Source organism: Pseudomonas entomophila L48 (assembly GCF_000026105.1).
Classification (GTDB): Bacteria; Pseudomonadota; Gammaproteobacteria; order Pseudomonadales; family Pseudomonadaceae; genus Aquipseudomonas; species Aquipseudomonas entomophila.
This window is the reverse complement of sequence record NC_008027.1, coordinates 2,180,371-2,205,082: the sequence shown is the minus strand read 5'-3', so window position 1 is coordinate 2,205,082 and position 24,712 is coordinate 2,180,371. Positions and strand designations below refer to the sequence as shown.

30 protein-coding genes are annotated in these 24,712 nt (G+C 64.6%); 11 read left to right on the top strand and 19 right to left on the bottom strand.

Features of this window, described 5'->3' with window-relative positions; translation table 11 throughout:
* Positions 1–191: 191 nt before the first annotated feature.
* A complete protein-coding gene (locus PSEEN_RS09830) occupies positions 192–638 on the bottom strand; it encodes a type II secretion system protein N (protein ID WP_011533344.1) in 447 nt (148 codons plus the stop codon).
* Between the two features lie 116 nt (positions 639–754).
* Between PSEEN_RS09830 and PSEEN_RS09825 the strand changes: the two genes are divergently transcribed.
* Together PSEEN_RS09825 and PSEEN_RS09820 are read left to right on the top strand one after the other, a co-directional pair.
* Complete coding sequence (locus tag PSEEN_RS09825) at positions 755–1,189, top strand: GspH/FimT family pseudopilin (protein WP_011533343.1); 435 nt, start codon at positions 755–757, stop codon at positions 1,187–1,189.
* Positions 1,186–1,782 (top strand): type II secretion system protein GspJ, encoded by a 597-nt coding sequence (locus PSEEN_RS09820; protein ID WP_011533342.1) that lies wholly within the window; start codon positions 1,186–1,188, stop codon positions 1,780–1,782. The genes PSEEN_RS09825 and PSEEN_RS09820 overlap by 4 nt, the downstream gene beginning before the upstream one ends.
* Here PSEEN_RS09820 and PSEEN_RS09815 read toward each other — a convergent pair.
* The 3 genes from PSEEN_RS09815 to PSEEN_RS09805 are packed head-to-tail and all read right to left on the bottom strand — an operon-like array spanning position 1,775 to position 3,899.
* Positions 1,775–2,677, bottom strand: a complete 903-nt coding sequence (locus PSEEN_RS09815; RefSeq protein ID WP_011533341.1) for a FecR family protein — start codon at positions 2,675–2,677, stop codon at positions 1,775–1,777. The two genes, PSEEN_RS09820 and PSEEN_RS09815, sit on opposite strands and share 8 nt — an antisense overlap.
* Before the next feature lie 29 nt (positions 2,678–2,706).
* Positions 2,707–3,249, bottom strand: a complete 543-nt coding sequence (locus PSEEN_RS09810) for an RNA polymerase sigma factor (protein WP_011533340.1) — start codon at positions 3,247–3,249, stop codon at positions 2,707–2,709.
* Positions 3,246–3,899, bottom strand: coding sequence for an STN domain-containing protein (locus PSEEN_RS09805; RefSeq protein WP_231845300.1), 654 nt, complete (start codon positions 3,897–3,899; stop codon positions 3,246–3,248). The genes PSEEN_RS09810 and PSEEN_RS09805 overlap by 4 nt, the downstream gene beginning before the upstream one ends.
* A 159-nt stretch (positions 3,900–4,058) precedes the next feature.
* Between PSEEN_RS09805 and PSEEN_RS09800 the strand changes: the two genes are divergently transcribed.
* Positions 4,059–4,370, top strand: coding sequence for a hypothetical protein (locus PSEEN_RS09800; protein WP_011533338.1), 312 nt, complete (start codon positions 4,059–4,061; stop codon positions 4,368–4,370).
* 238 nt (positions 4,371–4,608) lie between these two features.
* Positions 4,609–4,896 carry a hypothetical protein gene (locus PSEEN_RS09795; RefSeq protein ID WP_011533337.1) on the top strand — a complete coding sequence of 96 codons (288 nt, stop codon included), beginning with the start codon at positions 4,609–4,611 and terminating at the stop codon, positions 4,894–4,896.
* A gap of 51 nt (positions 4,897–4,947) precedes the next feature.
* On the opposite strand, the gene PSEEN_RS09790 is transcribed toward PSEEN_RS09795, so the two are convergent.
* From PSEEN_RS09790 to PSEEN_RS09740, 12 genes are all read right to left on the bottom strand, one after another.
* Positions 4,948–5,208 (bottom strand): DUF1652 domain-containing protein, encoded by a 261-nt coding sequence (locus tag PSEEN_RS09790; RefSeq protein ID WP_044487942.1) that lies wholly within the window; start codon positions 5,206–5,208, stop codon positions 4,948–4,950.
* Between the two features lie 229 nt (positions 5,209–5,437).
* On the bottom strand, positions 5,438–6,343 hold the full coding sequence (locus PSEEN_RS09785) for a LysR family transcriptional regulator (RefSeq protein WP_011533335.1): 906 nt from the start codon (positions 6,341–6,343) through the stop codon (positions 5,438–5,440).
* A 214-nt stretch (positions 6,344–6,557) separates the two neighbouring features.
* Positions 6,558–6,707 (bottom strand): hypothetical protein, encoded by a 150-nt coding sequence (locus PSEEN_RS26855; protein WP_011533334.1) that lies wholly within the window; start codon positions 6,705–6,707, stop codon positions 6,558–6,560.
* Between the two features lie 288 nt (positions 6,708–6,995).
* Entirely contained in the window at positions 6,996–7,199 is a 204-nt protein-coding gene (locus PSEEN_RS09780) for a hypothetical protein (RefSeq protein WP_011533333.1), read from the bottom strand.
* A gap of 175 nt (positions 7,200–7,374) precedes the next feature.
* Entirely contained in the window at positions 7,375–7,998 is a 624-nt protein-coding gene (ureG, locus tag PSEEN_RS09775; protein ID WP_011533332.1) for an urease accessory protein UreG, read from the bottom strand.
* Between the two features lie 11 nt (positions 7,999–8,009).
* The gene (locus tag PSEEN_RS09770) at positions 8,010–8,684 is read right to left on the bottom strand and encodes an urease accessory protein UreF (RefSeq protein WP_011533331.1); all 675 of its coding nucleotides are present in this window, start codon (positions 8,682–8,684) and stop codon (positions 8,010–8,012) included.
* Complete coding sequence (locus tag PSEEN_RS09765; RefSeq protein ID WP_011533330.1) at positions 8,684–9,229, bottom strand: HupE/UreJ family protein; 546 nt, start codon at positions 9,227–9,229, stop codon at positions 8,684–8,686. The genes PSEEN_RS09770 and PSEEN_RS09765 overlap by 1 nt, the downstream gene beginning before the upstream one ends.
* Positions 9,230–9,248: 19 nt before the next feature.
* Positions 9,249–9,728 (bottom strand): urease accessory protein UreE, encoded by a 480-nt coding sequence (gene ureE / locus PSEEN_RS09760; protein WP_011533329.1) that lies wholly within the window; start codon positions 9,726–9,728, stop codon positions 9,249–9,251.
* A gap of 10 nt (positions 9,729–9,738) precedes the next feature.
* Positions 9,739–11,442 carry an urease subunit alpha gene (ureC, locus tag PSEEN_RS09755; protein WP_011533328.1) on the bottom strand — a complete coding sequence of 568 codons (1,704 nt, stop codon included), beginning with the start codon at positions 11,440–11,442 and terminating at the stop codon, positions 9,739–9,741.
* Positions 11,439–11,756 carry an urease subunit beta gene (locus PSEEN_RS09750; protein ID WP_011533327.1) on the bottom strand — a complete coding sequence of 106 codons (318 nt, stop codon included), beginning with the start codon at positions 11,754–11,756 and terminating at the stop codon, positions 11,439–11,441. Before PSEEN_RS09750 ends, ureC begins: the two co-directional genes overlap by 4 nt.
* A gap of 10 nt (positions 11,757–11,766) precedes the next feature.
* Positions 11,767–12,069: an urease subunit gamma gene (locus PSEEN_RS09745; protein ID WP_011533326.1), complete on the bottom strand. Its 303-nt coding sequence runs from the start codon at positions 12,067–12,069 to the stop codon at positions 11,767–11,769.
* Positions 12,070–12,079: 10 nt separating this feature from the next.
* On the bottom strand, positions 12,080–12,913 hold the full coding sequence (locus tag PSEEN_RS09740; RefSeq protein WP_011533325.1) for an urease accessory protein UreD: 834 nt from the start codon (positions 12,911–12,913) through the stop codon (positions 12,080–12,082).
* A 286-nt stretch (positions 12,914–13,199) separates the two neighbouring features.
* Here PSEEN_RS09740 and PSEEN_RS09735 point away from each other — a divergent pair, with 286 nt between their 5' ends.
* From PSEEN_RS09735 to PSEEN_RS09715, 5 genes are all read left to right on the top strand, one after another.
* Complete coding sequence (locus PSEEN_RS09735; RefSeq protein ID WP_011533324.1) at positions 13,200–13,571, top strand: glyoxalase superfamily protein; 372 nt, start codon at positions 13,200–13,202, stop codon at positions 13,569–13,571.
* Complete coding sequence (locus PSEEN_RS09730) at positions 13,568–13,921, top strand: hypothetical protein (protein ID WP_044488718.1); 354 nt, start codon at positions 13,568–13,570, stop codon at positions 13,919–13,921. The genes PSEEN_RS09735 and PSEEN_RS09730 overlap by 4 nt, the downstream gene beginning before the upstream one ends.
* A 232-nt stretch (positions 13,922–14,153) precedes the next feature.
* A complete protein-coding gene (locus PSEEN_RS09725; RefSeq protein ID WP_011533322.1) occupies positions 14,154–15,173 on the top strand; it encodes a branched-chain amino acid aminotransferase in 1,020 nt (339 codons plus the stop codon).
* Between the two features lie 351 nt (positions 15,174–15,524).
* Positions 15,525–16,205: a response regulator transcription factor gene (locus PSEEN_RS09720; protein ID WP_011533321.1), complete on the top strand. Its 681-nt coding sequence runs from the start codon at positions 15,525–15,527 to the stop codon at positions 16,203–16,205.
* Positions 16,183–17,574: a sensor histidine kinase gene (locus PSEEN_RS09715; RefSeq protein ID WP_044487940.1), complete on the top strand. Its 1,392-nt coding sequence runs from the start codon at positions 16,183–16,185 to the stop codon at positions 17,572–17,574. Before PSEEN_RS09720 ends, PSEEN_RS09715 begins: the two co-directional genes overlap by 23 nt.
* Positions 17,575–17,609: 35 nt before the next feature.
* Here the strand turns inward: PSEEN_RS09715 and cysS are convergent, their stop codons facing one another.
* Positions 17,610–18,992 carry a cysteine--tRNA ligase gene (cysS, locus tag PSEEN_RS09710; protein WP_011533319.1) on the bottom strand — a complete coding sequence of 461 codons (1,383 nt, stop codon included), beginning with the start codon at positions 18,990–18,992 and terminating at the stop codon, positions 17,610–17,612.
* Between the two features lie 9 nt (positions 18,993–19,001).
* On the bottom strand, positions 19,002–20,705 hold the full coding sequence (locus PSEEN_RS09705) for a glutamine--tRNA ligase/YqeY domain fusion protein (RefSeq protein WP_011533318.1): 1,704 nt from the start codon (positions 20,703–20,705) through the stop codon (positions 19,002–19,004).
* 213 nt (positions 20,706–20,918) lie between these two features.
* On the opposite strand from PSEEN_RS09705, the gene PSEEN_RS09700 reads away from it, so the two are divergent.
* Both PSEEN_RS09700 and lpxH read left to right on the top strand, forming a co-directional pair.
* A complete protein-coding gene (locus PSEEN_RS09700; protein WP_011533317.1) occupies positions 20,919–21,419 on the top strand; it encodes a peptidylprolyl isomerase in 501 nt (166 codons plus the stop codon).
* Complete coding sequence (gene lpxH, locus PSEEN_RS09695) at positions 21,416–22,138, top strand: UDP-2,3-diacylglucosamine diphosphatase (RefSeq protein WP_011533316.1); 723 nt, start codon at positions 21,416–21,418, stop codon at positions 22,136–22,138. Before PSEEN_RS09700 ends, lpxH begins: the two co-directional genes overlap by 4 nt.
* A gap of 99 nt (positions 22,139–22,237) precedes the next feature.
* On the opposite strand, the gene pvdQ is transcribed toward lpxH, so the two are convergent.
* Positions 22,238–24,553, bottom strand: a complete 2,316-nt coding sequence (gene pvdQ / locus PSEEN_RS09690; protein ID WP_011533315.1) for a bifunctional acylase PvdQ — start codon at positions 24,551–24,553, stop codon at positions 22,238–22,240.
* Positions 24,554–24,712 lie beyond the last annotated feature (159 nt).

The following is a 24,712-nucleotide window of genomic DNA, read 5'->3' as shown; positions in this document are numbered from 1 at the left end:
GATTGGCTGAGACAAACATCCTTGTCCCTCTTGTTGTTCAATCCATGCCCCTTCCGGCAAACGAGGGAGCGCAAACAGTCCCCGGTAGCTCACCGCGCAAACCTGGCTGGTCATGGGCGAATCCATGCTTGCCCTGCGACAGGTGAGCGCCAATCATTAAAACGGGTGGGGCGTTACAGGGGGCGTGGCAACTATAGTTCGCTTTTCGAGTTCAGATAGTCGTTGCTCCAGAACGATGTGCGCGCCAGTACCGGCACCTCGACACGGCTGCGCTGGCCTGCACGCTCAATCAGCAAGCCATCAGCCTCGATGGCGACCAGCCGCACGCCACGGGCCAGCTCCTCGCCACTGCGCACCGCACGGGCCGGGCCACCGTCCAGGCTGACGATGGCCACGGCGCCCTGGCTACCCGCCATCACCCCGCTGACCTTGATGTCCACCTGCACGGGGATATCGGCGAACCAACGGGCGGCGGGCACATCGCCCATGGCCTGCGTGGAACTGGGCTCGACCGAGCTTGCCGGCGGGGCCGACTGCAGCATCACGCTGGCCCAGGTGAGTGCAACGGCGACCGCGGCCAACACACCCAGCCCTTGCAGCAACAGGTTGGGGGAAACGGTGAAGCGAGCGATCTGCATGGTCACGTGCTCCTTATGTACCTGTGCCCGAGCATAACGGCCAATTCTCACGGTTTTGTTTCACATCGCGATCATCTTCGTCGGGCATGCTGCCTTGCAGGACAAGGAGCGATTCTGTGAATGGACAACGCGGTTTCACCCTGATCGAGCTGATGGTAGTGCTGGTGATCGTCGGGATCGCCAGCGCCGCCATCAGCCTGAACATCCGCCCCGACCCCGGCAAGCGCCTGCGCGCCGACGGCGAACGCCTGGCGCACCTGCTGGAGCTGGCGCAAAGCGAAGCCCAGGCCGACGGCCAGCCCCTGCGCTGGAAAAACGAAGCGGGCGGCTATCGCTTCGTCCGGGCCGACGGACAGATGCTCGCAGAGGGGCCGTTGCAGCCACGACGCTGGCAGGCCGATGCAGTCAAGGTACAGGTCGAGCCACGCGGCCCGCTGTGGCTGGAGGGCGAATGGGTCACGACACCCCTCAGCCTGCGCCTGCGCAGCGGCCAGGCCACGGTGCAACTGACGCGCACGGGCGCCGGGCAGGTCAGGGTGAGCCAGCCATGAAGCACCGCGCCCAAGGCTTCACCCTGATCGAAGTGATGATCGCCATCCTGCTGATGGCGGTGGTCAGCCTGATCGCCTGGCGCGGGCTGGACAGCGTCAGCCGCGCCGACCGCCACATACGCCAGGCCAGCGAGGACAGCCAGGCGGTGCTGCGGGTGTTCCAGCAACTGGAGCGCGACCTGGCACTGCGCGCGACCGTGGAGCTGGCCGAACCGTCCCTGCCGGGGCGCGAGCCGCCCGACAAACCGCTGCTGCCTGCCTTGCGTGCCCGCACCGACCGCCTAGAGCTGATCCGCAACGGCGCCGTGCCGGGCAGCGGCCTGCAACGCGTGCGCTGGTATGTACGCGGCGGTACCCTGTATCGCGCCGCGGCGCCAGCAAGTGACCGTTACCCGCTGCCAGCGCCAAAGGCGGCGACGGCGGTACTGGCCAACGTGACGCGTTTCAGCCTGCGCGGCTGGCAGGCCAAGGGCGGTTGGCAGGTACCGGGGAGCCAGCCCCAGGACAACCCTGCCGGCCTCGAAGTGCGCCTGGCCTGGCGCGGCCCCCAGGGCGAGGAGCATTACCGCCAGGTGCTGGGCCCCTTCAACTGACCAGCACCACGCCGCCGGGCAACTCCAGGCAGCGAGCACCGTAGGCGGCGCGAATCAGCTCGGCGGCCTGGGGCAATTGCTCGAAGCTCAGGCGTGCCTGTACCCGGCGCCGCCCCAGGGACGGATTGAGCAGCAGCAGGCGCCCGGGGCGGTAGCGGTTGATCTCGTCGATCACCTGGGCCAACGGTGCGTCGTTGAACACCAGCATGCGCTCGCGCCAGGCCATCACCTGGCTGGCGTCGAACGCTTGGGGCTCGCCGATCTGGCGAGCGCCAAAACGTAGCTGACGCCCGCCTGGCAAGGCTTCGACACGCCCCAACGCCGTGATGCGCAACTCACCGCTCAGGCAGGTGACACAGACACCGTCGTCGTCTTCGCGCACATTGAACCGCGCCTGTTCGGCACTGATCACCCCCTCGCCCGCGCGCACCTGCACAGCGTGGCGGGCGAACACCTCGATCTCGCCCCCCAGCAAGGCGATGCCGTGTGCCTGGCGGCTGACACGGGTACGTACATTCATTTCCAGGTCGATCCCCGGTGCCAGCTCGACGCGGCGCTGCTCGCCCAACGCCGTTTCGAAGGCCGCCGGCTGAGCATCAAGTTTGCCCAACAGGCCGGTGTTCCAGGCCGCGAACGCCGCCGTGGCCGCCACCGCGCCACCGAGCAAGGCTCGCCGACCAAGCAGCGGCATTACCTGGTTGGCCTGGCGTGCGGCAGGCGCCAGCAACTGCCACAAGCGACGTGCCTGGGCAAAGGCTTCGGCATGTGCTGGGCTGCGCGCGCACCATTGCCGCAGGGCCTGGGCATCGGCCTCCGTGGCCTGGCCAGAGGTCAGCCGCACGAGCCATTCCTGGGCCTGGCGCTGCAAGTCGGGATCGGGCGAAATCTGGGGCATGGTGCTCACATGAAAGGGTCGACTATTGATCAAGACGGTTTTCCCGCCCCTGGACCGAAGCGCTGGAAGGCTTTTCTGTCCAGGCGCATCGCACAATGCCCCAACGCGGCCTTGAGCTCTTTTTCAACGGTGCGCGTGGAAATGCCGAAGCGCTGGGAGATCTCCAGGTGCGAAGCCTCCTCCAGACGCGCAGCGATGAAGATTCTGCGGCGCCTGGCTGGCAGCTCGTAGAGCGCCCCCAGCAGGTTCTGAATCTCGCGCTGGCCACCGACGATGCGCGCCGGGTCCTGGTCCTCGGCCACTTGCAGCAGGGCTTCGATCTCGGTGCCGGTCAGCAGCCGTGCGTCGGCCTCGCGGCGGTCGGCGGCGACATTAAGGGCCATGCGGTACAGATAGGCGTCCGGCTTCTGCAAGTTGTGCACCGCCTCCATGCGGTCGACCCGCAGGTAGGTTTCCTGAAGCACATCGTGGGCCAGGTCATCGCAACCGAACCGACGCTTCAGGCGTAACCTGAGGACGTCGTAGGAATTCAGAAACAGCTTGAGCAACGCACTGTCCCGAGGTGTGTTCATGCCGCCGCAGCTCCTTGCGATAAAGGGCAATCCATAGGTACCGGGCGCAACAGCAGGGTGACCGGCTGCGCCAGGGATGTCGGCGGTGGGCGTTGCAGGCGCACCGCGCGCAAACGTTCGACCAGCTCGGCATCGCGGGTGAAATCGCCGGTCGAGGCCAGCAACCGGCTCTGCACCAGTTGGCCACCTGCGTCGATCCACACCTGCACGGCCGCCCGGTAGCTGCCGGGGCGGGTCAGGGCGGAGCTGCACAAGGCCTGCTCCACCGCTTGTTGCAATGCCAGGGCATAACTGTGGCCCACCGTTGTTGTCGTGTTGCCGCGTGCCCTTCCCGTTCCCCTTTCCTGGCGCACTGGCTGCAAGGTGAAACCGCCCGCCCCGCTGTAGTGAGCTTGCAAGCCGGTGCCTTGCAACAGACGCTGCAGGCCTTCCCGCGCGGCGTAACGCCCCTGCATCGGGCTTGAGCGTTGCCCGGCCAGCAGCGCCCGGTCGACCAGCACCGCCAGGCCACTCTGCCGAGCGAAGCTGTCCAGGGCGAGGTTCAGAGGCTGTGCCGGGATATCCAAGGCCAACAACACCTGGCTGCGCGCAGGCAGCGCAACCAGCAGCCAGGCCAGGGCCAACAGGCCGGCCACACGCAATGCACGCACGGATGAACGGGCCTCCTTGCTGGCCGCCGCTGCCGGGGAAACGTCATCCTGGGGCTTGTGCATGACGCTGTGGTGACAGCGCGCCGCAACCAAAGCTTCACCCGGGGTCGACACAGCACGGGCTAGACTCCGCCCAGGAATCGTTCAAGGAGTGTGCCCATGGGCAGATTGTCTCTGGCTACCTTCGCGCTGCTGGCCGGTGCGTTGCCGGTGCTCGCCGAGGCGCCCAAGGCCGGTCAAGGCTGTATCGACGTGCAGGTCGGCCAGTCACGGGCATTGGCCTATGACTGTCTGAGCCAGCAGTTGCAAGGCAGCGATCCGCGTGCGGCAAAAGGGCTGCGGGAGCGGATTGACCCGCTGCAACAGTTGCAAGGCCAGGCGCCGAACCAAATGGGTTTGGCCACGCCAGCGGCGACTTCGACGCGGATGGGCAATGCCTTTGGCAGCGCGGTGGTACCGCAGCGGCCTTGAGGACAAATGCCGCGCATGCTTTGTGGGAGCGACTGCCTTCTTTGTGGAAGCTGGCCCGGCTTTGCCGGGCATCGCCAACAAAGCTGGCTCCTACAGGTTTGCGGTGAGGCTCAGACTTCCCGCTCCCATAGGCTATGCGTCGTGCCCGATGCTCCTGCGCAGTTGAAATAATTTGAACAAGTGCGTGCTGAAGGCTTCAAATGAATGATGACTGCCCTCGTTCATCCGGAGCTCCGCCATGCGCATGTCCTGCCGTGCCCCCTGCGCCTGCCTGGAACTGGACTACGTGCGCGACACCCTGTTCGGCCCGGTGGCGCAACATGCCGAATGCCAGGTCCAGATCGCCGCCCTCAGCCTCCAGGGCCGCCCGGCCCTGCGCTTGCATATCGAGCCGCCGCTGCCTGGCAAGGTCGACCGTGCGCACAGCGTCTCGTTCATATGGGAGGGGCGCAGCTACCGAGGCGTGGTTCGCGACCACGTCAAATGCGGGGATGGCGGGCTTAACCTTCTGCTCGAACTGCAGTGAGGCATATGCGTGTGTGCCCGACCAACCTGGGTCGGTCGGGCTGACTGACGCTCAGGCGATGGCCTTGAGTGCGGATGGATGGGCGTGGCGCTGCTCCTTGAGCTGCGCCACCAACCCCACCAGGTCGCGGCAACTGTTGAGGCTGGCGACCGGGACACCGGTCAGGGTCAGGCAGTCGTCCAGGTTCTGCCCCTGGCCCAGGCGGATGGTGAGGTTTTCGCCGTCCGGGCAGCTAACCTCGCAGCGGTCCGGCAGGCAGGCCTGCTCGATCATCTGCCGCATCTCAAGCATTGAAACTCCTATCAACGACATGGTACGACCCTCTCTGTGCTGGATGGCCTGTTATGTGAGTACGCTTTCGCATGACCGGGTGCCAATTGATATTGCCCATGCCCAAGCGGTGCTCCATGCGCCGCGTCTAATGAAGGCGCGCAAGATCCTCTAGCACCTTAGTGGAAGAATCCTGCCTGGCTGCGTTCGTTCGATCATTTGCATCAACGGGGCGACGGGTGGTCGCGCCCTGGCACTCCTACCCGAGCGTCTACAACCGTGCCAACTCCTGCCGGCAGAACTCAACGAACAGCTGTGCCGGCTTGGTCAATTGCACACGTTTCAGGTGTGCGGCTGCCAATCCCGACAACGCCACCGGCTCGGCGATATCGAGCATCACCAGGCGCTGCCCGTCATAGGTGAATTCCGAGTGGGGCCGGGTGACCAGCAGCGAAAAGCCGAAGCCCTGCCCCACCATGCCCCGTACCATCTCGATGGAGGGGGAGCTGAAGACGATGTTGGGGGTCAGCCCCAGCTCGTTGAACAGGCTGACGAAGTAGGTGCGGCTAGGCGCCACGTCGAGCAGGATCATCGGCTCCGGGCACAGGTCGCGTAGCGACACCTGGACCTGGCCGGCAAAACGGTGCTTTTCCGGCAGCAGTACGTAGGGTTTCTGCGGCGGCATCAACGGCTCGGTCTCGATGGTGCCGTCCAGGTCGTGGTCGTAGAGGAAGGCCAGGTCGAAGGTGCCGGCGGTCAACCCCTGGATCAGCTCCTGCTGCTCGCCGTCGCGCAGGCGGATATCCACGCCGGGGTAGCGCTCGCGAAAGCCCGCGATCAACCTGGGCAGGTACAGCGGCGCCACGGTCTCGAAACAGCCGATATCGATCTGGCCGGCCACGGTGTCGTTGTCGGCCAAGGCATTCTGCTCGAACTCATGGGCCATCTGCAGCAACGACTTGGTCTTGGCATAGAAGCGCTTGCCGCTGGGGGTCAGCGACACGCCCTGGGCATGATGGCGGATGAACAGCTGCACACCGAAGCTTTCTTCGAGGCTCTTGATGGCTGTGGAGATGGACGGCTGGGCGATATACAACTGGCGGGAGGCTTCGGCGACGCTGCCGGCCTCGACGGTGGTGACGAAGTATCTGAGTTGACGCAAGGTGTAGGAAGCCACAAGCACCTCTCTGGCGCCGCTCGCAGCACCGTGGGATTTTCCTGTTACTTTACCTGGGTGCCAGGGCCTGTGAATGGCCAGGTGATAGAGGATTTGCCTAAGGCTTGAGCATATTTTTGTACTGCCCGTCGGGGCCTGTTCGCCGGCAAGCCGGCTCCTACGAAGTTACGCGATCGTCCGTAGAAGCCAGCTTGCCGGCGAAACGCAACGATGATCAGTCGAAGTCGAAGTCAGGTGCGCACAGCCCCGTCGCAGTCATGAAGTAACCTTCCGGGCACTGGTCGATAAACCCCGGACCCGACGCATGGGCAACCTGAAACAGGCCAGTGGTTGCCAACAGTGCGATCATTGCGAACTTCTTCATATCTTTTCCTTTAGCGATTCTTCTGATTTACCTGCGGCAAGTGAAATGTCTTACTCCCCTACCGGCAGTCCGACAGACTTTACCCTTCACCCATTTCGCTGGATTTAGCCAAAGCCCTACACGCCCCTCAGAAGATCACCCCATACCACGTAAGAAACTGGCAAGGCCGCTGGCGCGCACACCACCGCTCGATCGACTACCTATTACCAACATCAATGCTTGTTGCAGGAAAAGCCCCGCCTGTGAGGCATCACTCACAGGCGGGGAAATGTGCTAGTGCTACCGTGCTCAATCAAAATCGAAATCAGGCTGGCAGAGACCTACCGGCGTCATGTAGGTGCCCTCCGGGCATGGAATGGAGCTGACTTGCCCAAGCGCGGGCAGCACGACAAATGCGGTATCGATGGTGCCGACAAGCACGGCGCTGCTGCCATACGCGACCTGTGTCATGCCTGTAGTTGCCAGTAGAGCAATCAGTGCAATCTTTTGCATACCTGTTTCCTTGAATGAGCCTTAAGTTTTAAGTGCCACAGTCGAATTGTCTCAACCCTGCCGTGGCAGCCGACCTTAGCGCTCAATCAACACACTGGCTTTCACCTCCAATCCGCGTAATACCTGAGCCTCCCCCCTATTTCTCGTAGGAAGCCATTCTATTGCGCGTCATCACTCAGCCTCTAACGCCCAACATCCCCCGCTCGACAATGAAATCGATCACCGCTTGCAGCCCCTCGCCCTTTTTCAGGTTGCTGAAAGTCCACGGCCGCTCTGGGCGCATACGCTCGGTGTCCCGCTCCATCACCTCCAGTGAGGCCCCGACATAGGGCGCCAGGTCGGTCTTGTTGATCACCAGGAAATCCGATTTGGTGATACCCGGCCCACCCTTGCGCGGGATCTTCTCGCCCTCGGCAACGTCGATCACATAGATGGTCAGGTCGGCCAGCTCCGGGCTGAAGGTGGCACTGAGGTTGTCACCGCCACTCTCGACGAAAATCACCTCCAGATTGCCGAATTTTTTTGCCAGAGCCTCGACAGCGGCAAGGTTCATCGACGCGTCCTCGCGGATCGCGGTATGCGGACAACCGCCGGTCTCGACGCCAACGATGCGCTCGGGCTCGAGGGCGCCTGCCTCGGTAAGGATGCGCTGGTCTTCCTTGGTGTAGATGTCGTTGGTCACCACGGCGATCTGGTAATGATCGCGCATGGCCTTGCACAAGGCTTCAAGCAGCGCGGTCTTGCCGGAGCCCACCGGGCCGCCGACACCGACGCGCAGGGGTTGCTGGTAGTTTTGCATCGTGGCAATCCTCAAGAACGGAACAAACGGGTGTATTGGGTTTCGTGGCGCGACGAGGCGATGGCCAGCAACGGCAGGCCGCCGCCGAGTTGCTCATCGTCGAGCACCAGCGCGTGATCGAGCACGGCGGGCAGTTCCTCACCCAGGTCGCGCAGCAGCGTCTGGGCGGCTTGTTGACCGAACGGCACCAGCTTGACGCCCGCCATCACCGCCCCCTCCAGCCAGGCAAAGCCATGGCCCAGGGCGAGGTCGCGCAATGGAATGGCCCAGTGCGCGCCAAGCCAGGCCATGCCACCGAGCTGGCTGAGCTCGAGGCCGTTGCGCCAGGCCGGATCCTGGCCCAACTGCCAGCCATCCAGCAGGCGGGCCAAAGCGCTGCCACGCTGGGTCTCCTCAAGACGCAACTCGGACGTCTCGCGGTTGGCCAGCAGAAAACGGCTCCAGTAGGCGAACACCTCGGCATCGTCGGCCTGGCAGGCGCGGTACAGGCGTGCCAGGACAGGCCAGTCGAGGTAGCCGAGGGTGTCGTGTAATTGCTCGCGCTGCCAGGCGGCGAAGCCTGCGACAGACCTTACCCAACCCGCTTCGACGGCCCATTCCAGGCCTTGCGAATAGGTGAAACCACCCACTGGCAGGCCCGGGCTGGCCAGCTGCAGCAAGCGCAGCAACGCCAGGTCAGTGTTCATCAGCCGGCCAGCACCAGCGCGGCGCCGGCCAGCAGGCCACCACCGAAGGCTTTCTGCAGGCCGGCATGGCGGCGCAGCAGGCAGCCCAGCGCGAAACCGACTACCAGCAACAGGCCGCTGACCGTGACGAAACCGGCGCTGAACTGCCAGAACGCGCTGGGCGTGGCCTCGACGCCATGGGCCCAGCCATGGAACAGGGCGAACACCGGCATGATCAGCGACAGCAGTAGCTGGCGGCTCGGTAGCAGCATGGCGGCGGCAGCCACCAGCAGCGACGCGACGATCATCTGCTCCATGCCCACCACATCGCCGAACAGATGGCCACACACGGCACCGCCGAACATGGCTGCCAGGGTGGCCAGCGGCAGCACGAGGGTGCGCCGGGTCAACGCCGCCAGCACGCCGGTGCCGATCAGCATCAGCAAATGATCGAGACCCGTCAGCGGGTGCAGCAGGCCGTCCTGCAGCGGGTTGGCGTCATGACCGGGGTGGGCGAAGGCTGGCAAGGCCACCATCAGCAAAACAAGGGCAAACGTCTTTTTCATCACAAGCTCCAACGGCAGTTCAGGAATGGGCGGGCAGACGCACGAACGGATGATCGTGGCCATGACCGTGGGGGGCACTCTGGTAGGCGCCGGACTCGGGCTCGAACGGCGCCCGTTCGGCGTCGACGTTCAAGCCCAGGCCCCGCACCATGTCGTCGAGCACATGGTCATGTTGGTAACGCAGCAAACCTGGCTCGATCTGCAGTGGCACATGGCGATTGCCCAAGTGGTAGGCGGCGCGGGCCAGCAGGTGCGGGTCGGCGCAACGCACCGTCGACACCGCTTCGGGTGCCGCCAGCACACGCACCACCTGGCGGCCATCGGCGTCGGCGAGCAGCTCGCCACCGCGCAGCAGGTGCCCACGCTCAAGCATCAACCCCGCCTCGCGGCCATCGTCCAGGGTGACGCGCAGTCGGCTCTTGATACGGCTGTCGACAGCGAGCGTGAGGGTGCCGGTAACCGTGTCGGCTTCGGTAATCCGCCGGGTGAATACGATCATGTTCGCTCCTTCAGAACAGGAAATAGCGCTGGGCCAGCGGCAGTTCGCGGGCCGGTTCACAGACCAGCAGTTCGCCATCGGCACGCACCTGGTAGGTTTGCGCATCGACTTCGATCAGCGGCTGCAAGGTGTTGTGGACCATGTCGGCCTTGCGCACCCGTCGGCAGCCGTGGGCCACGCCGATCAGGCTCTGCAGGTTCAGCTCCTCGGCCAGGCCACGGTCCATGGCCGCCTGGGGCAGGAAGGTCATGCGCGTGGTATGCCGGGCCGCGCCCAGGGCGCCGAACATCGGCCGGTAGTGAACCGGTTGAGGTGTCGGGATCGAGCCGTTGATATCGCCCATGGGCGCGGTGGCGATCATCCCGCCCTTGAGCACCAGCGCCGGCTTGACCGCGAAAAACGCAGGGGCCCAGAGCACCAGGTCGGCGAGTTTGCCCACTTCCACCGAGCCCACTTCATGGGCGATGCCGTGGGTCAGCGCCGGGTTGATCGTGTACTTGGCGATGTAGCGCTTGACCCGGAAGTTGTCGCTGTAGCTGCCGTCTGGCGCCAACGGCCCGCGGCGCAGCTTCATCTGGTGCGCCACCTGCCAGGTGCGCAACACCACCTCGCCAACCCGACCCATGGCCTGTGAGTCGGACGAGGTCATGGCGAATGCGCCCATGTCATGGAGGATGTCCTCGGCGGCGATGGTCTCGCGGCGGATGCGCGATTCGGCGAAGGCCACGTCCTCGGCGATGCTCGGGTCCAGGTGATGGCAGACCATGAGCATGTCCAGGTGCTCGTCGACGGTGTTGACCGTGTATGGCAGGGTCGGGTTGGTCGAGGACGGCAGCACGTTGGCCTGCCCGGCCGCGCGGATGATGTCCGGGGCGTGGCCACCGCCCGCGCCTTCGGTATGGAAGGTGTGGATGGTGCGGTCGCCGATGGCGGACAGGGTATCCTCGATGCAGCCCGACTCATTGAGGGTGTCGGTGTGAATCGCCACCTGGATGTCCATTTCCTCGGCCACGCCCAGGCAGCAGTCGATGGCCGCGGGCGTCGATCCCCAGTCCTCGTGCAGCTTCAGGCCCACGGCGCCGGCAGTGATCTGCTCGCGCAAGGCTTCGGGACGCGAGGCGTTGCCCTTGCCCAGCAGGCCGATGTTGATCGGCAGGCTGTCGGCGGCCTGGAGCATGCGTGCCAGGTACCAGGGGCCGGGGGTGCAAGTGGTGGCGTTGGTGCCGGTGGCCGGCCCCGTGCCGCCACCGATGAAGGTGGTGACGCCGCTGGTCAGTGCCTCTTCCACCTGCTGTGGGCAGATGAAGTGGATATGCGAGTCGATGCCACCGGCGGTGACGATCTTGCCTTCGGCGGCGATCACCTCGGTGCCCGGCCCGACCGGCACACTGACGCCGGGTTGCACGTCAGGGTTGCCGGCCTTGCCGATCGCAGCGATACGCCCGTGCTTGACGCCAATGTCAGCCTTGACGATGCCCCAGTGGTCGATGATCAGCGCGTTGGTCAGCACCAGGTCCATGGCCTCGGCCGCCAGCATCTGGCCTTGGCCCATGCCGTCGCGGATCACCTTGCCGCCGCCGAACTTGACCTCCTCGCCATAGACCGTGAAGTCCTTTTCCACCTCCACCCACAGCGCGGTGTCGGCCAGGCGCACGCGGTCGCCGACGGTGGGGCCGAACATGTCGGCGTAGGCCTGCCGGGAAATGCGGCTCATGCCCTGCCCTCCAGCGCGCCCATCACCTTGCCCTGGAAGCCGTATACCTCGCGCTTGCCAGCGTAGGCCACCAGTTGCACGGTCCGCGCCTGGCCCGGCTCGAAGCGCACCGCCGTGCCGGCCGGGATGTCCAGCCGATAGCCACGGGTCGGCGCGCGCTCGAATACCAGGGCGTCGTTGGCTTCGAAAAAGTGGTAGTGCGAACCGACTTGCACAGGGCGGTCACCGTGGTTGGCCACACTGACGCTGAGCGTTTCTCGGCCGACATTGAGCTCGATGTCGCCTGCGGCGACCTGGACTTCTCCGGGGATCATGCGGGGCTCCTCAGACAATGGGGTCATGCACGGTCACCAGCTTGGTGCCGTCGGGGAAGGTCGCCTCGACCTGGACGTCGTGGAGCATTTCCGGCACGCCGTCCATGACTTGCTCGCGCACCAGCACCTCACGCCCCAGGCTCATCAGCTCGGCCACGGTGCGGCCGTCACGGGCGCCCTCGAGCACTGCGGCGCTGATCAGCGCCACCGCTTCCGGGTAGTTCAGCCGCAGGCCACGGGCCAGGCGCCGTTCGGCCAGCAATGCGGCGGTGAACAGCAGCAGTTTGTCTTTCTCTCTTGGGGTCAGCTCCATGGCGGCTCTCTCAGGTGGCCCAAATGCGCGGCGGGCACGGCGCCAGCCCGAGCACGGCCGGGCGCAGCAGGTGCCAGAGGCGCTGCAGGTTGCGTTGCAGGTGTTGGTTGTCGTGGTCGAGCAGGCGAATCACCAGCAGCGGGCCGAGCAACGTCGCGCCGGCTGGGGTGTCGAGCGCCTCGAGCTGTTGGCGGACCTGCTCCAGCACGGCCTGGTCGGCCGGTGTTGCACAGAAGGTCGCCACCAGCGGGTGTCCGCCCACCTTGTCCAGGCGGCCACCCTCGATGCGCAGGCGCTCATGCAAGCCGGGCTCGCCGGGCAGATCGATGCACAGGCGGCTGTCGATGGCCCCCTGGTCGAAGCGCTCACCCATGACCGGCCGCCCCAGGCACAGGGTTTCCCAGGCGAGCAACCGGGCGCCGGGTTCGACGCTGAAGCGGCTGTCGAGGCTGGCTTGGGCGCCATTGAAGAAAATGCTGTCCTGAGGCAGCCACTCCAGGGTGCTGCCGGCGGCGAGGTGAAAGCGTTGGGCCAGGTGCGCGGTCGGGCCAATGCTGCGGTAGAACTTGCTGGCACCGGGCATGGTCAGCAGGGCGTGGCTGCCTGCCTCGAGGTGGATATCCAGCTCAAGGCGATCACCGGCGACGATGCCACCTGGCGGATGAAGCACGTAGACATGACAAGGGGCGCCCTCCGGGTAGAACGGACGCTGCACCAAAAGAGGTCCGACATGACGCCGCGCACCAAGGCGAGTCACGCCCTCGCGCTGGATGAAGCGCAACTGCAGGTGGGCGCTCCAGCCCGGGTCTGCCTGCGGTGGTTCGATCTGCTGCGCCAACGACATCCTGGAACCCCTGCAATCCGTGGCCTTGCGGCCGTCCGGAGGGCCATGCGCTGGGTGCTTGCAGGCGCGCCAGGCTGACCACTCGATCAATATTCGCTGGCTGGATATAGCAGGTAGCGGGCCAAGTCCGCAGGTGAACGAAGATGAAACTTCCGGACCGTCGGTCATGGCGCCCTGCCCCAGGCCAGAGCGGCTGGCGCATTGACGCGCGATTAACGTGCCTTCCCTTGTTCGCAGGTGCGTTAAAGTGGCGCTCCCGCCCTCTTTCGAAACAAGGATGTGCCCCATGACGTTCGCCCCCGCCATCCCGATCCTGCGCATCTTCTCGGTCGACAAGGCCCGAGAGTTCTACCTCGACTTCCTCGGTTTTCAGCTGGATTGGGAACACCGCTTCGCCCCCGACCTGCCCCTGTACATGCAGATCCATCGCGACGGGCTGATCCTGCACCTGTCCGAGCACCACGGTGACGCCACGCCGGGCTCAGCGGTGTTCGCCCGGGTGGAAGACCTAAAGGCCTTGGAGCGCGAACTGCTGGACAAGCGGTACGGCTACGCGCGCCCCCAGGCCCAGACGGTCGATTGGGGCCTGGAGATGCAGGTCGCCGACCCGTTCGGCAATCGCCTGCGCTTCTGCCAGCAGATCGGCGACGACGCCTGATGGCCAAAGACAAGCGGGCCCTGGCGCGCCTCGAGCGGGAGATGGTTGCCTGCCTGACCGAGGCCTGCGCCACGGCCCAGGCCGAAATCGTCGGCTTCGCCTGGCTCACGCACCAGGTCGATCTCGATGACTTCCCCGCCAGCCTGCGCATTACCTGGGTGTTCACCGATGACACCGACAAGGCCAGGGCGCTGGCAGGCGAGGACAAGTCCCGGATGCTGGCGTTGACGGCCCAGGCACTCGCAGACGCCGGCATCCAGCTGGATCATGTCGCCTGGCATGTGCGCTTCGACAGCGAAGAAGCCTGCTGGCGGGATCATGGCGGCGACTGGAATCGGCGCTTGCGCTGAGCCGTGAGGCCTGTTCGCCTGTAGGAGCGGCTTTAGCCGCGATTACCCGCGAAGCGGGTGCCAGGCACCGCATGGCCTGCATCGCGGCTAAAGCCGCTCCTACAGAGGCCCCTGCCTCTCCAAAAGTTGTGTGATCGCCCACGGTTCCCGATCCGCGCCGGATGTATTAAGGTGGCGGGGTGCGCATATAAAAGCAGCCCGCCGTGTTCGGGCGTTGAGCTATGAGGGTGTCATGAGTAACGAAAGCATTAACTGGGACAAGCTGGGTTTCGACTACATCAAGACCGACAAACGTTACCTGTCCGTATGGCGTAACGGCGAGTGGGACAAGGGCACCCTGACCGAAGACAACGTGCTGCACATCAGTGAAGGCTCCACCGCCCTGCACTATGGCCAGCAGTGCTTCGAAGGCCTGAAGGCCTACCGCTGCAAGGACGGCTCGATCAACCTGTTCCGCCCGGACCAGAACGCCGCGCGCATGCAGCGCAGCTGCGACCGCCTGCTGATGCCACGCGTGCCGACCGAGCAGTTCATCGAAGCCTGCAAGCAGGTGGTCAAGGCCAACGAAAAATTCGTCCCGCCGCACGGCAAAGGTGCGCTGTACCTGCGCCCCTTCGTGATCGGCACCGGTGACAACATCGGCGTGCGCACCGCCCCCGAGTTCATCTTCTCGGTCTTCGCCATCCCGGTCGGCTCGTACTTCAAGGGCGGCATGACCCCGCACAAGTTCCTGATCTCCGACTACGACCGCGCGGCCCCGCAAGGCACCGGCGCAGCAAAAGTCGGCGGTAACTACGCGGCCAGCCTGCAACCCGGTTACGAGGCCAAGAAAGCCGGCTTCGCCGACTGCATCTACCTCGACCCGCTGACCCACAAGAAAATCGAGGAAGTCGGTTCGGCCAACTTCTTCGGCATCACCGCCAACAACGAATTCGTCACGCCGAAGTCGATCTCGGTACTGCCGGGCATCACCCGCCTGTCGCTGATGGAACTGGCCGAATCGCGCCTGGGCCTGAAGGTCATCGAGGGCGATGTGGAAATCGACAAGCTCGACCGTTTCGTCGAGGCCGGCGCTTGCGGCACTGCCGCCGTGATCACGCCGATCGGCGGCATCCAGTACAACGGCAAGCTGCACGTGTTCCACAGCGAAACCGAAGTCGGCCCGGTCACTCAGAAGCTCTACAACGAGCTGACTGGCATCCAGAGCGGTGACGTCGAAGCGCCCGCGGGCTGGATCGTCAAGGTCGCCTGAGGCGTTCGCCTGCTGTGAATACGGGGCATGCCAGCGATGGCATGCCCCGTTTTTCTTGGCATGTCCAGATTCTGTGGGAGCGGCCTTGTGTCGCGAAAGGGCTGCGTAGCAGCCCCAGTATCTCAGTGTCGATGCAATGATTGCTGGGGCCGCTACGCGGCCCTTTCGCGACACAAGGCCGCTCCCACAAGAGCAAGCACAAACGACGAGTACTTTGTAAGGTGGTTGCTCCTGGCAAACCGTTTACCACAGGCAATCCTGGACGCCGCTGCCGCAGATGAATTTTTCTTAAATCGCCGTTTGTCTATTCTTTGGCACAATCAAGCCTCCATTCGCCGCCCAGGAACCAGCATGCCACGCGTACTGACCATCGAAGACGATGCCGTCACCGGCCAGGAAATCGTCGCCGAACTCACCAGCCACGGCCTGGAGGTCGATTGGGCCGACAACGGTCGCGAAGGCCTGTCCAAGGCCATCGCCGGTGGCTATGACCTGATCACCGTGGACCGCATGCTGCCCGAGGTCGATGGCCTGACCATCGTCACCACCCTGCGCAGCCTGAAGATCGCCACCCCGATCCTGATGATCAGCGCCCTCTCCGATGTCGACGAACGCGTACGTGGCCTGCGCGCCGGTGGGGACGACTACCTGACCAAGCCATTCGCTTCGGATGAGATGGCCGCGCGGGTCGAGGTGTTGCTGCGTCGCAACAGCACGCCCATGACCCAGACCCGCCTGCAGGTCGCCGACCTGGAGCTCGACCTGATCAGCCACGAGGCACGCCGCGGCGAGCAGTCGCTGAACCTGCTGCCCACCGAATACAAGCTGCTGGAATACCTCATGCGCCATTCCGGCCAGGTGATCACCCGGATGATGATCTTCGAGGAGGTCTGGGGTTATCACTTCGACCCCGGCACCAACCTGATCGACGTGCACATCGGGCGCCTGCGCAAGAAGATCGACTCGCCCGGCCAGACTCCCCTGATCCGTACCGTGCGGGGCTCCGGCTATGCTATTGCCGAACCCGTCTAAGGGCTGGAGCTCCTCCACCAGCCGCCTGCTGGCGCTGTACAGTTTCCTCTTCGTGGCCTGGAGCAGCATCCTCATGGGGGTGCTGTACTTCGAAGTGTCCAGCTACCTGAACAAACTCACCCGCCACTCCATGCTGCAACGCCAGCACCTGTTCGCCCACATGAGCGGCAAGCAGCTGGACGACGCCCTGATCGCCAGCCAGGCCTTCGAAGAGCGCAGCTTCGACGCCTACGGCCTGTTCGACCCGCAGCTCAACCCCATTGGCGGGCGCATCCGCGCCATCCCCTCGGACCTCGGCCTGGATGGCAAGATCCACGAGCTCGAGCGCTGCCTGGACGCCGACGACCCGCGCCTTCCACCCGACAGTTGCGATGCCGTGGCGATCAAGATCCAGGACGGCCGCTGGCTGGTGCTGGTGCGTGACAACGGCTCGCTGTTCGTGGTGACCCGGATCATCCTTCACGCGCTGCTCTGGGGCATCTCGCTCACCTTGATCCCCGGCTTTGCCGGCTGGTACCTGCTGCGCCGCCGGCCGCTCAAACGCATCCGCGCCATCCAGGCCCAGGCCGAACTGATCGTCGCCGGCGACCTCACCCATCGCCTGCCGCTGTCGGCCCGGCGTGATGAGCTGGACATGCTCGCCGCCATCGTCAACGCCATGCTCGACCGCATCGAGCGCCTGATGCATGAGGTCAAGGGGGTGTGCGACAACATCGCCCACGACCTGCGCACGCCCTTGACCCGGTTGCGCGCCCAGCTCTATCGCATTCGCCAGCAGAACGGCATCGATTCGGTGCAAGGCGAAGCACTGGACCAGGCAATCGGCGAGACCGACACCCTGATGGCGCGCTTTCGCGGCCTGCTGCGCATCAGCGAACTGGAAGATCGCCAGCGGCGTGCCGGTTTCGTGCAGCTCGACCCCCATGCACTGCTGGTAGAGCTGCATGACTTCTATCTGCCACTGGCCGAGGATGGCGGCATCCGCCTGCGCCTGGCGCAGCCCGGGCAGTTGCCTGCGTTGCATGGCGACCGCGAATTGCTGTTCGAGGCGCTGGCCAACCTGGTGGGCAACGCAATCAAGTTCACCCCGGAGGGTGGGCAGGTATGGATCGAGGCGATGCAGGACGAAGATGGCGTGCGCATTGCCGTCGAAGACAGTGGGCCGGGGATCCCGGCGGAGGAGCGTGAGGCGGTGCTGAAGCGCTTCTATCGCAGTGATGAAGGCCATCGTCACCCGGGGTTCGGGTTGGGCTTGTCGATCGTCGCGGCGATCGTCGACCTGCATGGCTTCGGACTGGAGGTGGGAGCCAGCGAGCTGGGTGGGGCGAAGCTGGTGTTGCATTGCCCGTTGGCGGGCCTGGCCAAGTAATCATTGGGGCCGCTTTGCGGCCCCAATTGCACTGATCAGTCAGCCAGACGCCAGGTGGTGCCACCCTTGCCGTCTTCCAGCACCACGCCCATGGCGGTGATCTGGTCGCGGATACGGTCGGACTCGGCCCAGTTCTTGTCCGCACGCGCCTGCAGGCGCGCCTGGATCAACGCCTCCACTTGCGCCGCATCGACCTTGCCTTCGGCACCGGCCCGCAGGAACTCGTCGGCATCCAACTGCAGCACACCCAGCACATCACCCAGCTCACGCAGGCGACCTGCCAGGCCGGCAGCCGCCTCGACATCGCTTTCACGCAGGCGGTTGATCTCGCGCACCAGGTCGAACAGCACGGCGCACGCTTCCGGCGTGCCGAAGTCGTCGTTCATTGCCACGGTGAAACGCTCGACGAACGCCTCGCCACCCTTCGCGGCAACCCGAGGCAAACCACGCAGGGCGTGATAGAAGCGCTCCAGCGCCCCCTTCGAATCGCGCAGGCTGTCTTCGGAGTAGTTGATGGCGCTGCGGTAATGGCTGGCCACCAGGAGATAGCGCACCACTTCCGGGTGGTACTTGTCGAGCACGTCGCGGATGGTGAAGAAGTTGTTCAACGACTTGGACATCTTCTCGCCATTGATGCGGATCATGCCGCAGTGCATCCAGGCGTTGGCGTACGGCTTGCCGGTGGCCGCCTCGCTCTGGGCGATCTCGTTCTCGTGGTGCGGGAACTCCAGGTCGCTGCCGCCACCGTGGATGTCGAAGCTCTCGCCCAGGCAGCAGGTGGACATGACCGAGCACTCTATATGCCAGCCCGGGCGGCCCGGGCCCCACGGCGAATCCCAGAACGGCTCGCCCGGCTTGGCGCCCTTCCACAGCACGAAGTCCAGCGGGTCCTGTTTCGACTCGCCCACCTCGATCCGTGCGCCGATGCGCAGGTCTTCGATCTTCTTGCGCGACAGCTTGCCGTAGCCGGCGAACTTGCCGACCCGGTAGTACACGTCGCCGTTGCCCGGCGCGTAGGCATAGCCCTTGTCGATCAACGTCTGGATCATCGCGTGCATGCCGGGGATATGGTCGGTGGCACGAGGTTCCAGGTCTGGCTTGAGGATGCTCAGGCGCCGCTCATCCTCGTGCATCGCGTCGATCATGCGGGCGGTCAGCGCGTCGAACGACTCGCCGTTCTCGTTGGCCCGGTTGATGATCTTGTCGTCGATGTCGGTGATGTTGCGCACGTAGGTCAGCGCGTAGCCGCTCTTGCGCAGCCAGCGGGTGATCAGGTCGAAGGCCACCATGCTGCGTCCGTGGCCCAGGTGGCAGTAGTCGTACACGGTCATGCCGCACACGTACATGCGCACGTTGTTGCCATCGAGCGGCTTGAAGGTTTCCTTCGTCTTGCTCAGCGTGTTGTAGATCGTAAGCACGGCGGTTCCTCAGCTGCCCCAGGAGTCACGCAGGGTGACGGTGCGGTTGAACACCGGGCGGCCCGGCTGGCTGTCCTTCAGGTCGGCGCAGAAGTAACCCTCGCGCTCGAACTGGAAGCGGTCTTCCGGCTGGGCCTGGGCCAGCGACGGCTCGGCGCGGCAACCGCTGAGCACCTGCAGCGACTCGGGGTTGATGTTGTCGAGGAAAGTGCCGCCCTCTTCGGTCTTCTCCGGGTTGGCGGAGCGGAACAGGCGGTCGTACAGGCGCACTTCGCACTCGACGCTGCCTTCGGCCGGCACCCAGTGGATCACGCCCTTCACTTTACGGCCTTCGGGGTTCTTGCCGAGGGTGTCCGGATCATACGAGCAGCGCAGTTCGACGATGTTGCCGTCGGCGTCCTTGATGGCCTCGTCGGCGCGGATCACATAGCTGCCGCGCAGGCGCACTTCACCGGCCGGCTCCAGGCGCTTGTAGCCCTTGGGCGGCTCTTCCATGAAGTCGTCGCGGTCGATGTACAGCTCGCGGGCGAACGGCAGGACGCGCACGCCCATGTCTTCCTTCGGGTGGCGCGGCAGTTCGAGCTGCTCGACCTGGCCCTCCGGATAGTTGGTAATGACCACCTTCAGCGGGCGCAGTACGCACATGGCGCGTGGCGCGGTGCGGTCCAGGTCGTCACGGATGCTGAACTCGAGCATCGCCATGTCGACCACGCCGTCGGAACGGTTGGTGCCGATCATTTCGCAGAAATTGCGGATCGAGGCCGGCGTGTAGCCACGGCGACGGTAGCCCGACAGCGTCGACATGCGCGGGTCGTCCCAGGCCTCGACGTGGCCTTCGTCCACCAGTTGCTTGAGCTTGCGCTTGCTGGTGATGGTGTAGTTCAGGTTCAGGCGGCTGAACTCGTACTGGCGCGGGTGCGCCGGCACTGGCAGCTTGTCGAGGAACCAGTCGTACAGCGGGCGGTGGCTTTCGAATTCCAGGGTGCAGATCGAATGGGTGATGCCTTCGATGGCATCCGACTGACCATGGGTGAAGTCGTAGTTCGGGTAGATGCACCACTTGTCACCGGTCTGGTGGTGGTGGGCATGGCGGATGCGGTACAGGATCGGGTCGCGCAGGTTCATGTTCGGCGAGGCCATGTCGATCTTGGCGCGCAGCACGCGCTCGCCGTCCTTGAACTCGCCGGCCTTCATGCGCGCGAACAGGTCGAGGTTCTCTTCGACGCTGCGCTCGCGGAACGGGCTGTTCTTGCCGACCTCGGTCAGGCTGCCACGGTATTCCTTGGCCTGCTCGGGGCTGAGGTCGCAGACATAGGCGTTGCCCGACTTGATCAGGTCCACGGCCCAGTCGTGCAACTGGTCGAAGTAGTCCGAGGCATAACGCACCGGGCCCGCCCACTCGAAGCCCAGCCACTTGACGTCACGCTGGATGGAGTCGATGTACTCCTGGTCTTCCTTGGCCGGGTTGGTATCGTCGAAACGCAGGTGGCAGACGCCGCCGAATTCCTGGGCCAGGCCGAAGTTCACACAGATCGACTTGGCGTGGCCGATGTGCAGGTAACCGTTCGGTTCCGGCGGGAAACGGGTGACGATGCTGCTGTGCTTGCCCGCGTCCAGGTCGGCCTGGACGATCGGCCGCAGGAAGTTCGCAGGGACGGCGGGGGCGCCTTTTGCGGCGGCGTTGGGCGCGTTGTCGGCAGTGGGCTTGCTCATAGTGTCCTTGAATACAGGTAGCCGGCCCGGGTAGGCCGATTGAATCAAAGGGCCTATCATAGCCGAAGCAGTCAAGCTGCCGACAGCCAGGCACCGACAAACTGGCGCGAATTATCGCGATCCGTGCAAAAATGGCGACCGCGCGCCTAGTGCCGGGTAACCGGTACAACTTGGGCGCACCCTATTCCCGATGCCTTGAGAGCGAACTTAAGCATGTCCAAAGTCAAACTGAGCACCAACCACGGCGACATCGTCCTGCAACTGGACGCCGAAAAAGCCCCGCTGACCACCGAGAACTTTGTCCAGTACGTCAAGGAAGGCCATTACGATGGCACCGTGTTCCACCGCGTGATCAAGGGCTTCATGATCCAGGGCGGCGGCTTCGAGCCAGGCATGAGCCAGAAGAAAACCCGCGCCAGCATCCAGAACGAAGCTGACAACGGCCTGAAAAACGCCAAGTACACCATCGCCATGGCCCGCACCATGGAGCCGCACTCGGCCTCCGCGCAGTTCTTCATCAACGCCAGCAACAACGACTTCCTCAACCACAGCGGCAAGAACGTGCAGGGCTGGGGCTACGCGGTATTCGGCGAAGTGATCGAAGGCCGTGAAGTCGTCGACGCCATCGAAGGCGTGTCCACCGGTTCCAAGGCCGGCCACCAGGACGTACCGAAGGACGACGTGATCATCGAGAAAGCCGAGATCATTGAGTGATACTGCTGATCTCCGATCTGCACCTGCAAGAAGAACGCCCGGACATCACCCGGGCGTTTCTTGATCTGCTCGACGGCCGCGCGCGCCACGCCAAGGCGCTGTACATCCTCGGCGACTTCTTCGAGGCCTGGATCGGCGACGATGCCATGACGCCGTTCCAGCGGTCGATCTGCCAGGCCCTGCGCCAGCTGAGCGACAGTGGCACGACGATCTACCTGATGCACGGCAATCGCGACTTCCTCATCGGCCAGGCGTTCTGCCAAGCCGCCGGCTGCACCTTGCTGGACGACCCGAGCGTGATCGAACTGGGTGGCGAAGCCGTGTTGCTGATGCATGGCGACACGCTGTGCACCCGCGATGTCGGCTACATGAAGCTGCGCCGCTACCTGCGCAACCCGCTGAGCCTGTGGATCCTGCGGCATCTGCCGTTGTCCACGCGCCAGAAGCTGGCGCGCAAGCTGCGCAGCGAGAGCAAGTCGCAGACCCGCATGAAGAACACCGAAATCGTCGATGTCACCCCGGACGAAGTACCGAAGGTGATGGCGGCGCACGGCGTTCGCACCTTGGTGCACGGCCACACCCACCGCCCGGCGATCCACAAGCTGGTGATCGATGGTCAACCGGCGCGACGTATCGTGCTGGGGGACTGGGACAGGCGCGGTTGGGCACTGCAGGTGGATGAACAGGGCTTCCAGCTGGCACCGTTCGAGTTTTCCTGAGCTCGGCCGGTGCCAGTTGTTCGCCAGCAAGGCTGGCTCCTACAACGATCCCCGTAGGAGCCAGCCTTGCTGGCGATGCCCGGCTTTGCCGGGCCAAGGCTACTGACCGTTGCTCGCCACCGCAGCCTTGTCACGCTCGCTGATCACATACTGCCGGTACTGCGGATCCGCCTTGATCTGCATCTCGGTAAAAGGAATCGGTGCCAGCTGCTTGGCCGCGAATGCGCGCGTCTGATCACCCGCATGCTGCGATGCCGCCTCGCTCGACAGCGAAAACGCCAGCAACCCCTGGGCCTGCGGCCCCTGCTCGGTGAAGCTGACCACCTGCAGATAGCTCGAACCACTCACCACCAGGCGCTTGCCAGGCCCCACTGGCACGCTGACCATCGCGTTGTAAACCCCCAAAGCCTGCGGGCCACCCGGCACCGGCGTGCCATCGGCCGCCTGCTGGATCTGCCCCCAGCGCTGATCGGCGCCGATACCCGACTTGCCGACCTGTTCCTGCGAGGCCAGCGCCGCCTCGCGCAGCAGCTTGCCGACCGCTGCCTGCTCCACCGCCAGCCCACGCGGCGTGTGCTGCGGGTCTGCCGGGTTGAAGGGCACACGCCAGCTTTGTGGATGCTGCGCCAGTGCATTAAGGATGTTGGTGAAGTGGACCAGCCCAATACCGCTGTCCAGGTCCGCCTTGCCGTTCCAGGCCTGGAGGCTGGCGCACACCGGTTGCACGTCGGCCTTCGCGCCCGCGCACCATTGCAGCAGGTCCGGCAGCAACAGGCTGGCCAGATAGACCTCGTCATCGAAGACCATGCGCTGTAGCGCGCTGGCATCCACCTTCGCGGCCCCTTTCAGGCGCTCAAGTGCAAATCGGCTGCGCATGCCCAGCGGCTGGTCATCGCGGCTGACCAAGGGCGAGAAGCCCGTCAATGGCTGCGCCGGGTTGGCCATCCAGGCGGAATCATTGGAGTTCTGCACGAAATCGCCACGTTCCAGGCTCGGCAGCAGGCGAGCCGGGAAGATACCGGGCTGGGCGGCTTGTGCATCGACCTTCCACTGGCAGGCCGTTCGCGAGCCATCCAGCACCACCAGCGGGCCGGAGGCCTGGGGGTTGCTGCACTGTGTCAGCAAGGCCTGGTCTACATAGGGCACCACCGACTGGTTCAGGTATACCGTGCGCCCCGCACTGTCCACCGCCAGGGTGTTGACCCAGGGAATGCCCTGCAACTGCCCGATGCTGCCCTTCAAGGCGTCCAGGCTGTCGGCGCGGTTGATCCGGTACCACTGCTCAAGCACCCGGGTGTTGTCCAGGTTGGCGTCACGCAGGCTGTAGGCGGCCTGGCGATCCCAGTCCAGCCGACCAGGCCATTGCACCACCGGGCCGAATTTCGACAGGTAGACCGGCCGCTCGACCTGGCCCAACGTGCCATCCTCTCCCTTGACCGTGACGCTCAGCATCTGCCGTTCGAGCGGCAGCGACTGGCCGTCCAGCAGGTAGCGCGTCGCATCCTTCGGGTCGAGCTGCAGGCGATAGAGCGTGAAATGCTTGGACGTGTCGACCGTGTGGGTCCAGGCCAGGTGCCGGTTGAAACCGATGTTGACCACCGGCAGCCCAGGCAATGCCGCCCCCATCACGTCCAGTTGACCGGGAATGGTCAATTGCATCTGGTAGAAACGCAGCCCGCCCACCCATGGGAAATGTGGGTTGGCCAGCATCAGGCCACGACCGTTGGCCGACCGCTCGGCACCGACGGCAACCGCGTTGCTGCCGCGCTCCGCGGCAAACGCCGCCTGCCGCGCCAAGGCCACGCTGTAATTGACCGTCGGGCGTTGCGCCGCCAGCTTCGGCGGCGTGGCAGCCACCACGGCTTCGGCGAACTGCCCTACCCCGCCCTCGGCGAGCAAGCGGCGGGTCAGTTTGACCAGATCGAGGCTGGTGATCGGCCGTACCCAATCGCCTTTTCCACATTCGGCGGGCAGGCCCTGCGCTCGCCGTTCGCCCAAGGCACGGTTGTAGCCAAGCGCATAGCCTTCGAGCAGGTCGCGCACGGCGCTGGGCTGCGCCTGAAGGAAACCATTGACCGCCTGCGGGTTGTTAAGCCAGGTAAAGAACAGGTCGCTGGCGAGGTTTTCACGCAGCTCCACGGTCTTTGCCTGGGCGCCGAAGTAACGCGAACGCTCACCATTGACCGTCAACACTTCATTGGCCAGCAGGCAGAGATTGTCCTGGGCATAGGCATAGCCGATGCCGTAGCCCAGGCCACGTTCATCCTTGGCGAGGATATGCGGCACGCCGAAGCTGGTCCGGCGAATCTGCGCGGAGGCTTCACCGGCAGCCTCCCGCGCCTGGCCGGCCAGGCTGGTGCCGACCAACAGGGTGGCCAGCCCGAGGTGGAACAGGGGACGCGAAAGAGAGATCACAAGCACTCCTCGTGCAATCGGGGTTATCCCGATCAGACGAAAAGCCGGATGAAAATTTTACGCCCCGTGGCGGGTTGCAACGTCTTGAACAAGGCGTGTCAGATTTTTTTCCACGGGGATTGCAGTTTTCCCGTTCTCATTCGTCTTAAGTAGTGAGGC

What these genes read in the sequence shown, in the direction of transcription:
- ureG (WP_011533332.1), bottom strand. Translation starts at nt 7,998, where the DNA reads ATGCAAAACTACCAGCAACCCCTGCGCGTCGGTGTCGGCGGCCCGGTG.
- PSEEN_RS09810 (WP_011533340.1), bottom strand. Translation starts at nt 3,249, where the DNA reads ATGAACACACCTCGGGACAGTGCGTTGCTCAAGCTGTTTCTGAATTCC.
- PSEEN_RS26855 (WP_011533334.1), bottom strand. Translation starts at nt 6,707, where the DNA reads ATGAAGAAGTTCGCAATGATCGCACTGTTGGCAACCACTGGCCTGTTT.
- ureE (WP_011533329.1), bottom strand. Translation starts at nt 9,728, where the DNA reads ATGATCGTATTCACCCGGCGGATTACCGAAGCCGACACGGTTACCGGC.
- PSEEN_RS09830 (WP_011533344.1), bottom strand. Translation starts at nt 638, where the DNA reads ATGCAGATCGCTCGCTTCACCGTTTCCCCCAACCTGTTGCTGCAAGGG.
- ureC (WP_011533328.1), bottom strand. Translation starts at nt 11,442, where the DNA reads ATGAGCCGCATTTCCCGGCAGGCCTACGCCGACATGTTCGGCCCCACC.
- PSEEN_RS09820 (WP_011533342.1), top strand. Translation starts at nt 1,186, where the DNA reads ATGAAGCACCGCGCCCAAGGCTTCACCCTGATCGAAGTGATGATCGCC.
- PSEEN_RS09725 (WP_011533322.1), top strand. Translation starts at nt 14,154, where the DNA reads ATGAGTAACGAAAGCATTAACTGGGACAAGCTGGGTTTCGACTACATC.
- PSEEN_RS09770 (WP_011533331.1), bottom strand. Translation starts at nt 8,684, where the DNA reads ATGAACACTGACCTGGCGTTGCTGCGCTTGCTGCAGCTGGCCAGCCCG.
- PSEEN_RS09765 (WP_011533330.1), bottom strand. Translation starts at nt 9,229, where the DNA reads ATGAAAAAGACGTTTGCCCTTGTTTTGCTGATGGTGGCCTTGCCAGCC.
- PSEEN_RS09795 (WP_011533337.1), top strand. Translation starts at nt 4,609, where the DNA reads ATGCGCATGTCCTGCCGTGCCCCCTGCGCCTGCCTGGAACTGGACTAC.
- PSEEN_RS09720 (WP_011533321.1), top strand. Translation starts at nt 15,525, where the DNA reads ATGCCACGCGTACTGACCATCGAAGACGATGCCGTCACCGGCCAGGAA.
- PSEEN_RS09815 (WP_011533341.1), bottom strand. Translation starts at nt 2,677, where the DNA reads ATGCCCCAGATTTCGCCCGATCCCGACTTGCAGCGCCAGGCCCAGGAA.
- PSEEN_RS09700 (WP_011533317.1), top strand. Translation starts at nt 20,919, where the DNA reads ATGTCCAAAGTCAAACTGAGCACCAACCACGGCGACATCGTCCTGCAA.
- PSEEN_RS09750 (WP_011533327.1), bottom strand. Translation starts at nt 11,756, where the DNA reads ATGATCCCCGGAGAAGTCCAGGTCGCCGCAGGCGACATCGAGCTCAAT.
- PSEEN_RS09715 (WP_044487940.1), top strand. Translation starts at nt 16,183, where the DNA reads ATGCTATTGCCGAACCCGTCTAAGGGCTGGAGCTCCTCCACCAGCCGC.
- PSEEN_RS09790 (WP_044487942.1), bottom strand. Translation starts at nt 5,208, where the DNA reads ATGTCGTTGATAGGAGTTTCAATGCTTGAGATGCGGCAGATGATCGAG.
- PSEEN_RS09780 (WP_011533333.1), bottom strand. Translation starts at nt 7,199, where the DNA reads ATGCAAAAGATTGCACTGATTGCTCTACTGGCAACTACAGGCATGACA.
- PSEEN_RS09800 (WP_011533338.1), top strand. Translation starts at nt 4,059, where the DNA reads ATGGGCAGATTGTCTCTGGCTACCTTCGCGCTGCTGGCCGGTGCGTTG.
- PSEEN_RS09740 (WP_011533325.1), bottom strand. Translation starts at nt 12,913, where the DNA reads ATGTCGTTGGCGCAGCAGATCGAACCACCGCAGGCAGACCCGGGCTGG.
- PSEEN_RS09705 (WP_011533318.1), bottom strand. Translation starts at nt 20,705, where the DNA reads ATGAGCAAGCCCACTGCCGACAACGCGCCCAACGCCGCCGCAAAAGGC.
- PSEEN_RS09745 (WP_011533326.1), bottom strand. Translation starts at nt 12,069, where the DNA reads ATGGAGCTGACCCCAAGAGAGAAAGACAAACTGCTGCTGTTCACCGCC.
- PSEEN_RS09735 (WP_011533324.1), top strand. Translation starts at nt 13,200, where the DNA reads ATGACGTTCGCCCCCGCCATCCCGATCCTGCGCATCTTCTCGGTCGAC.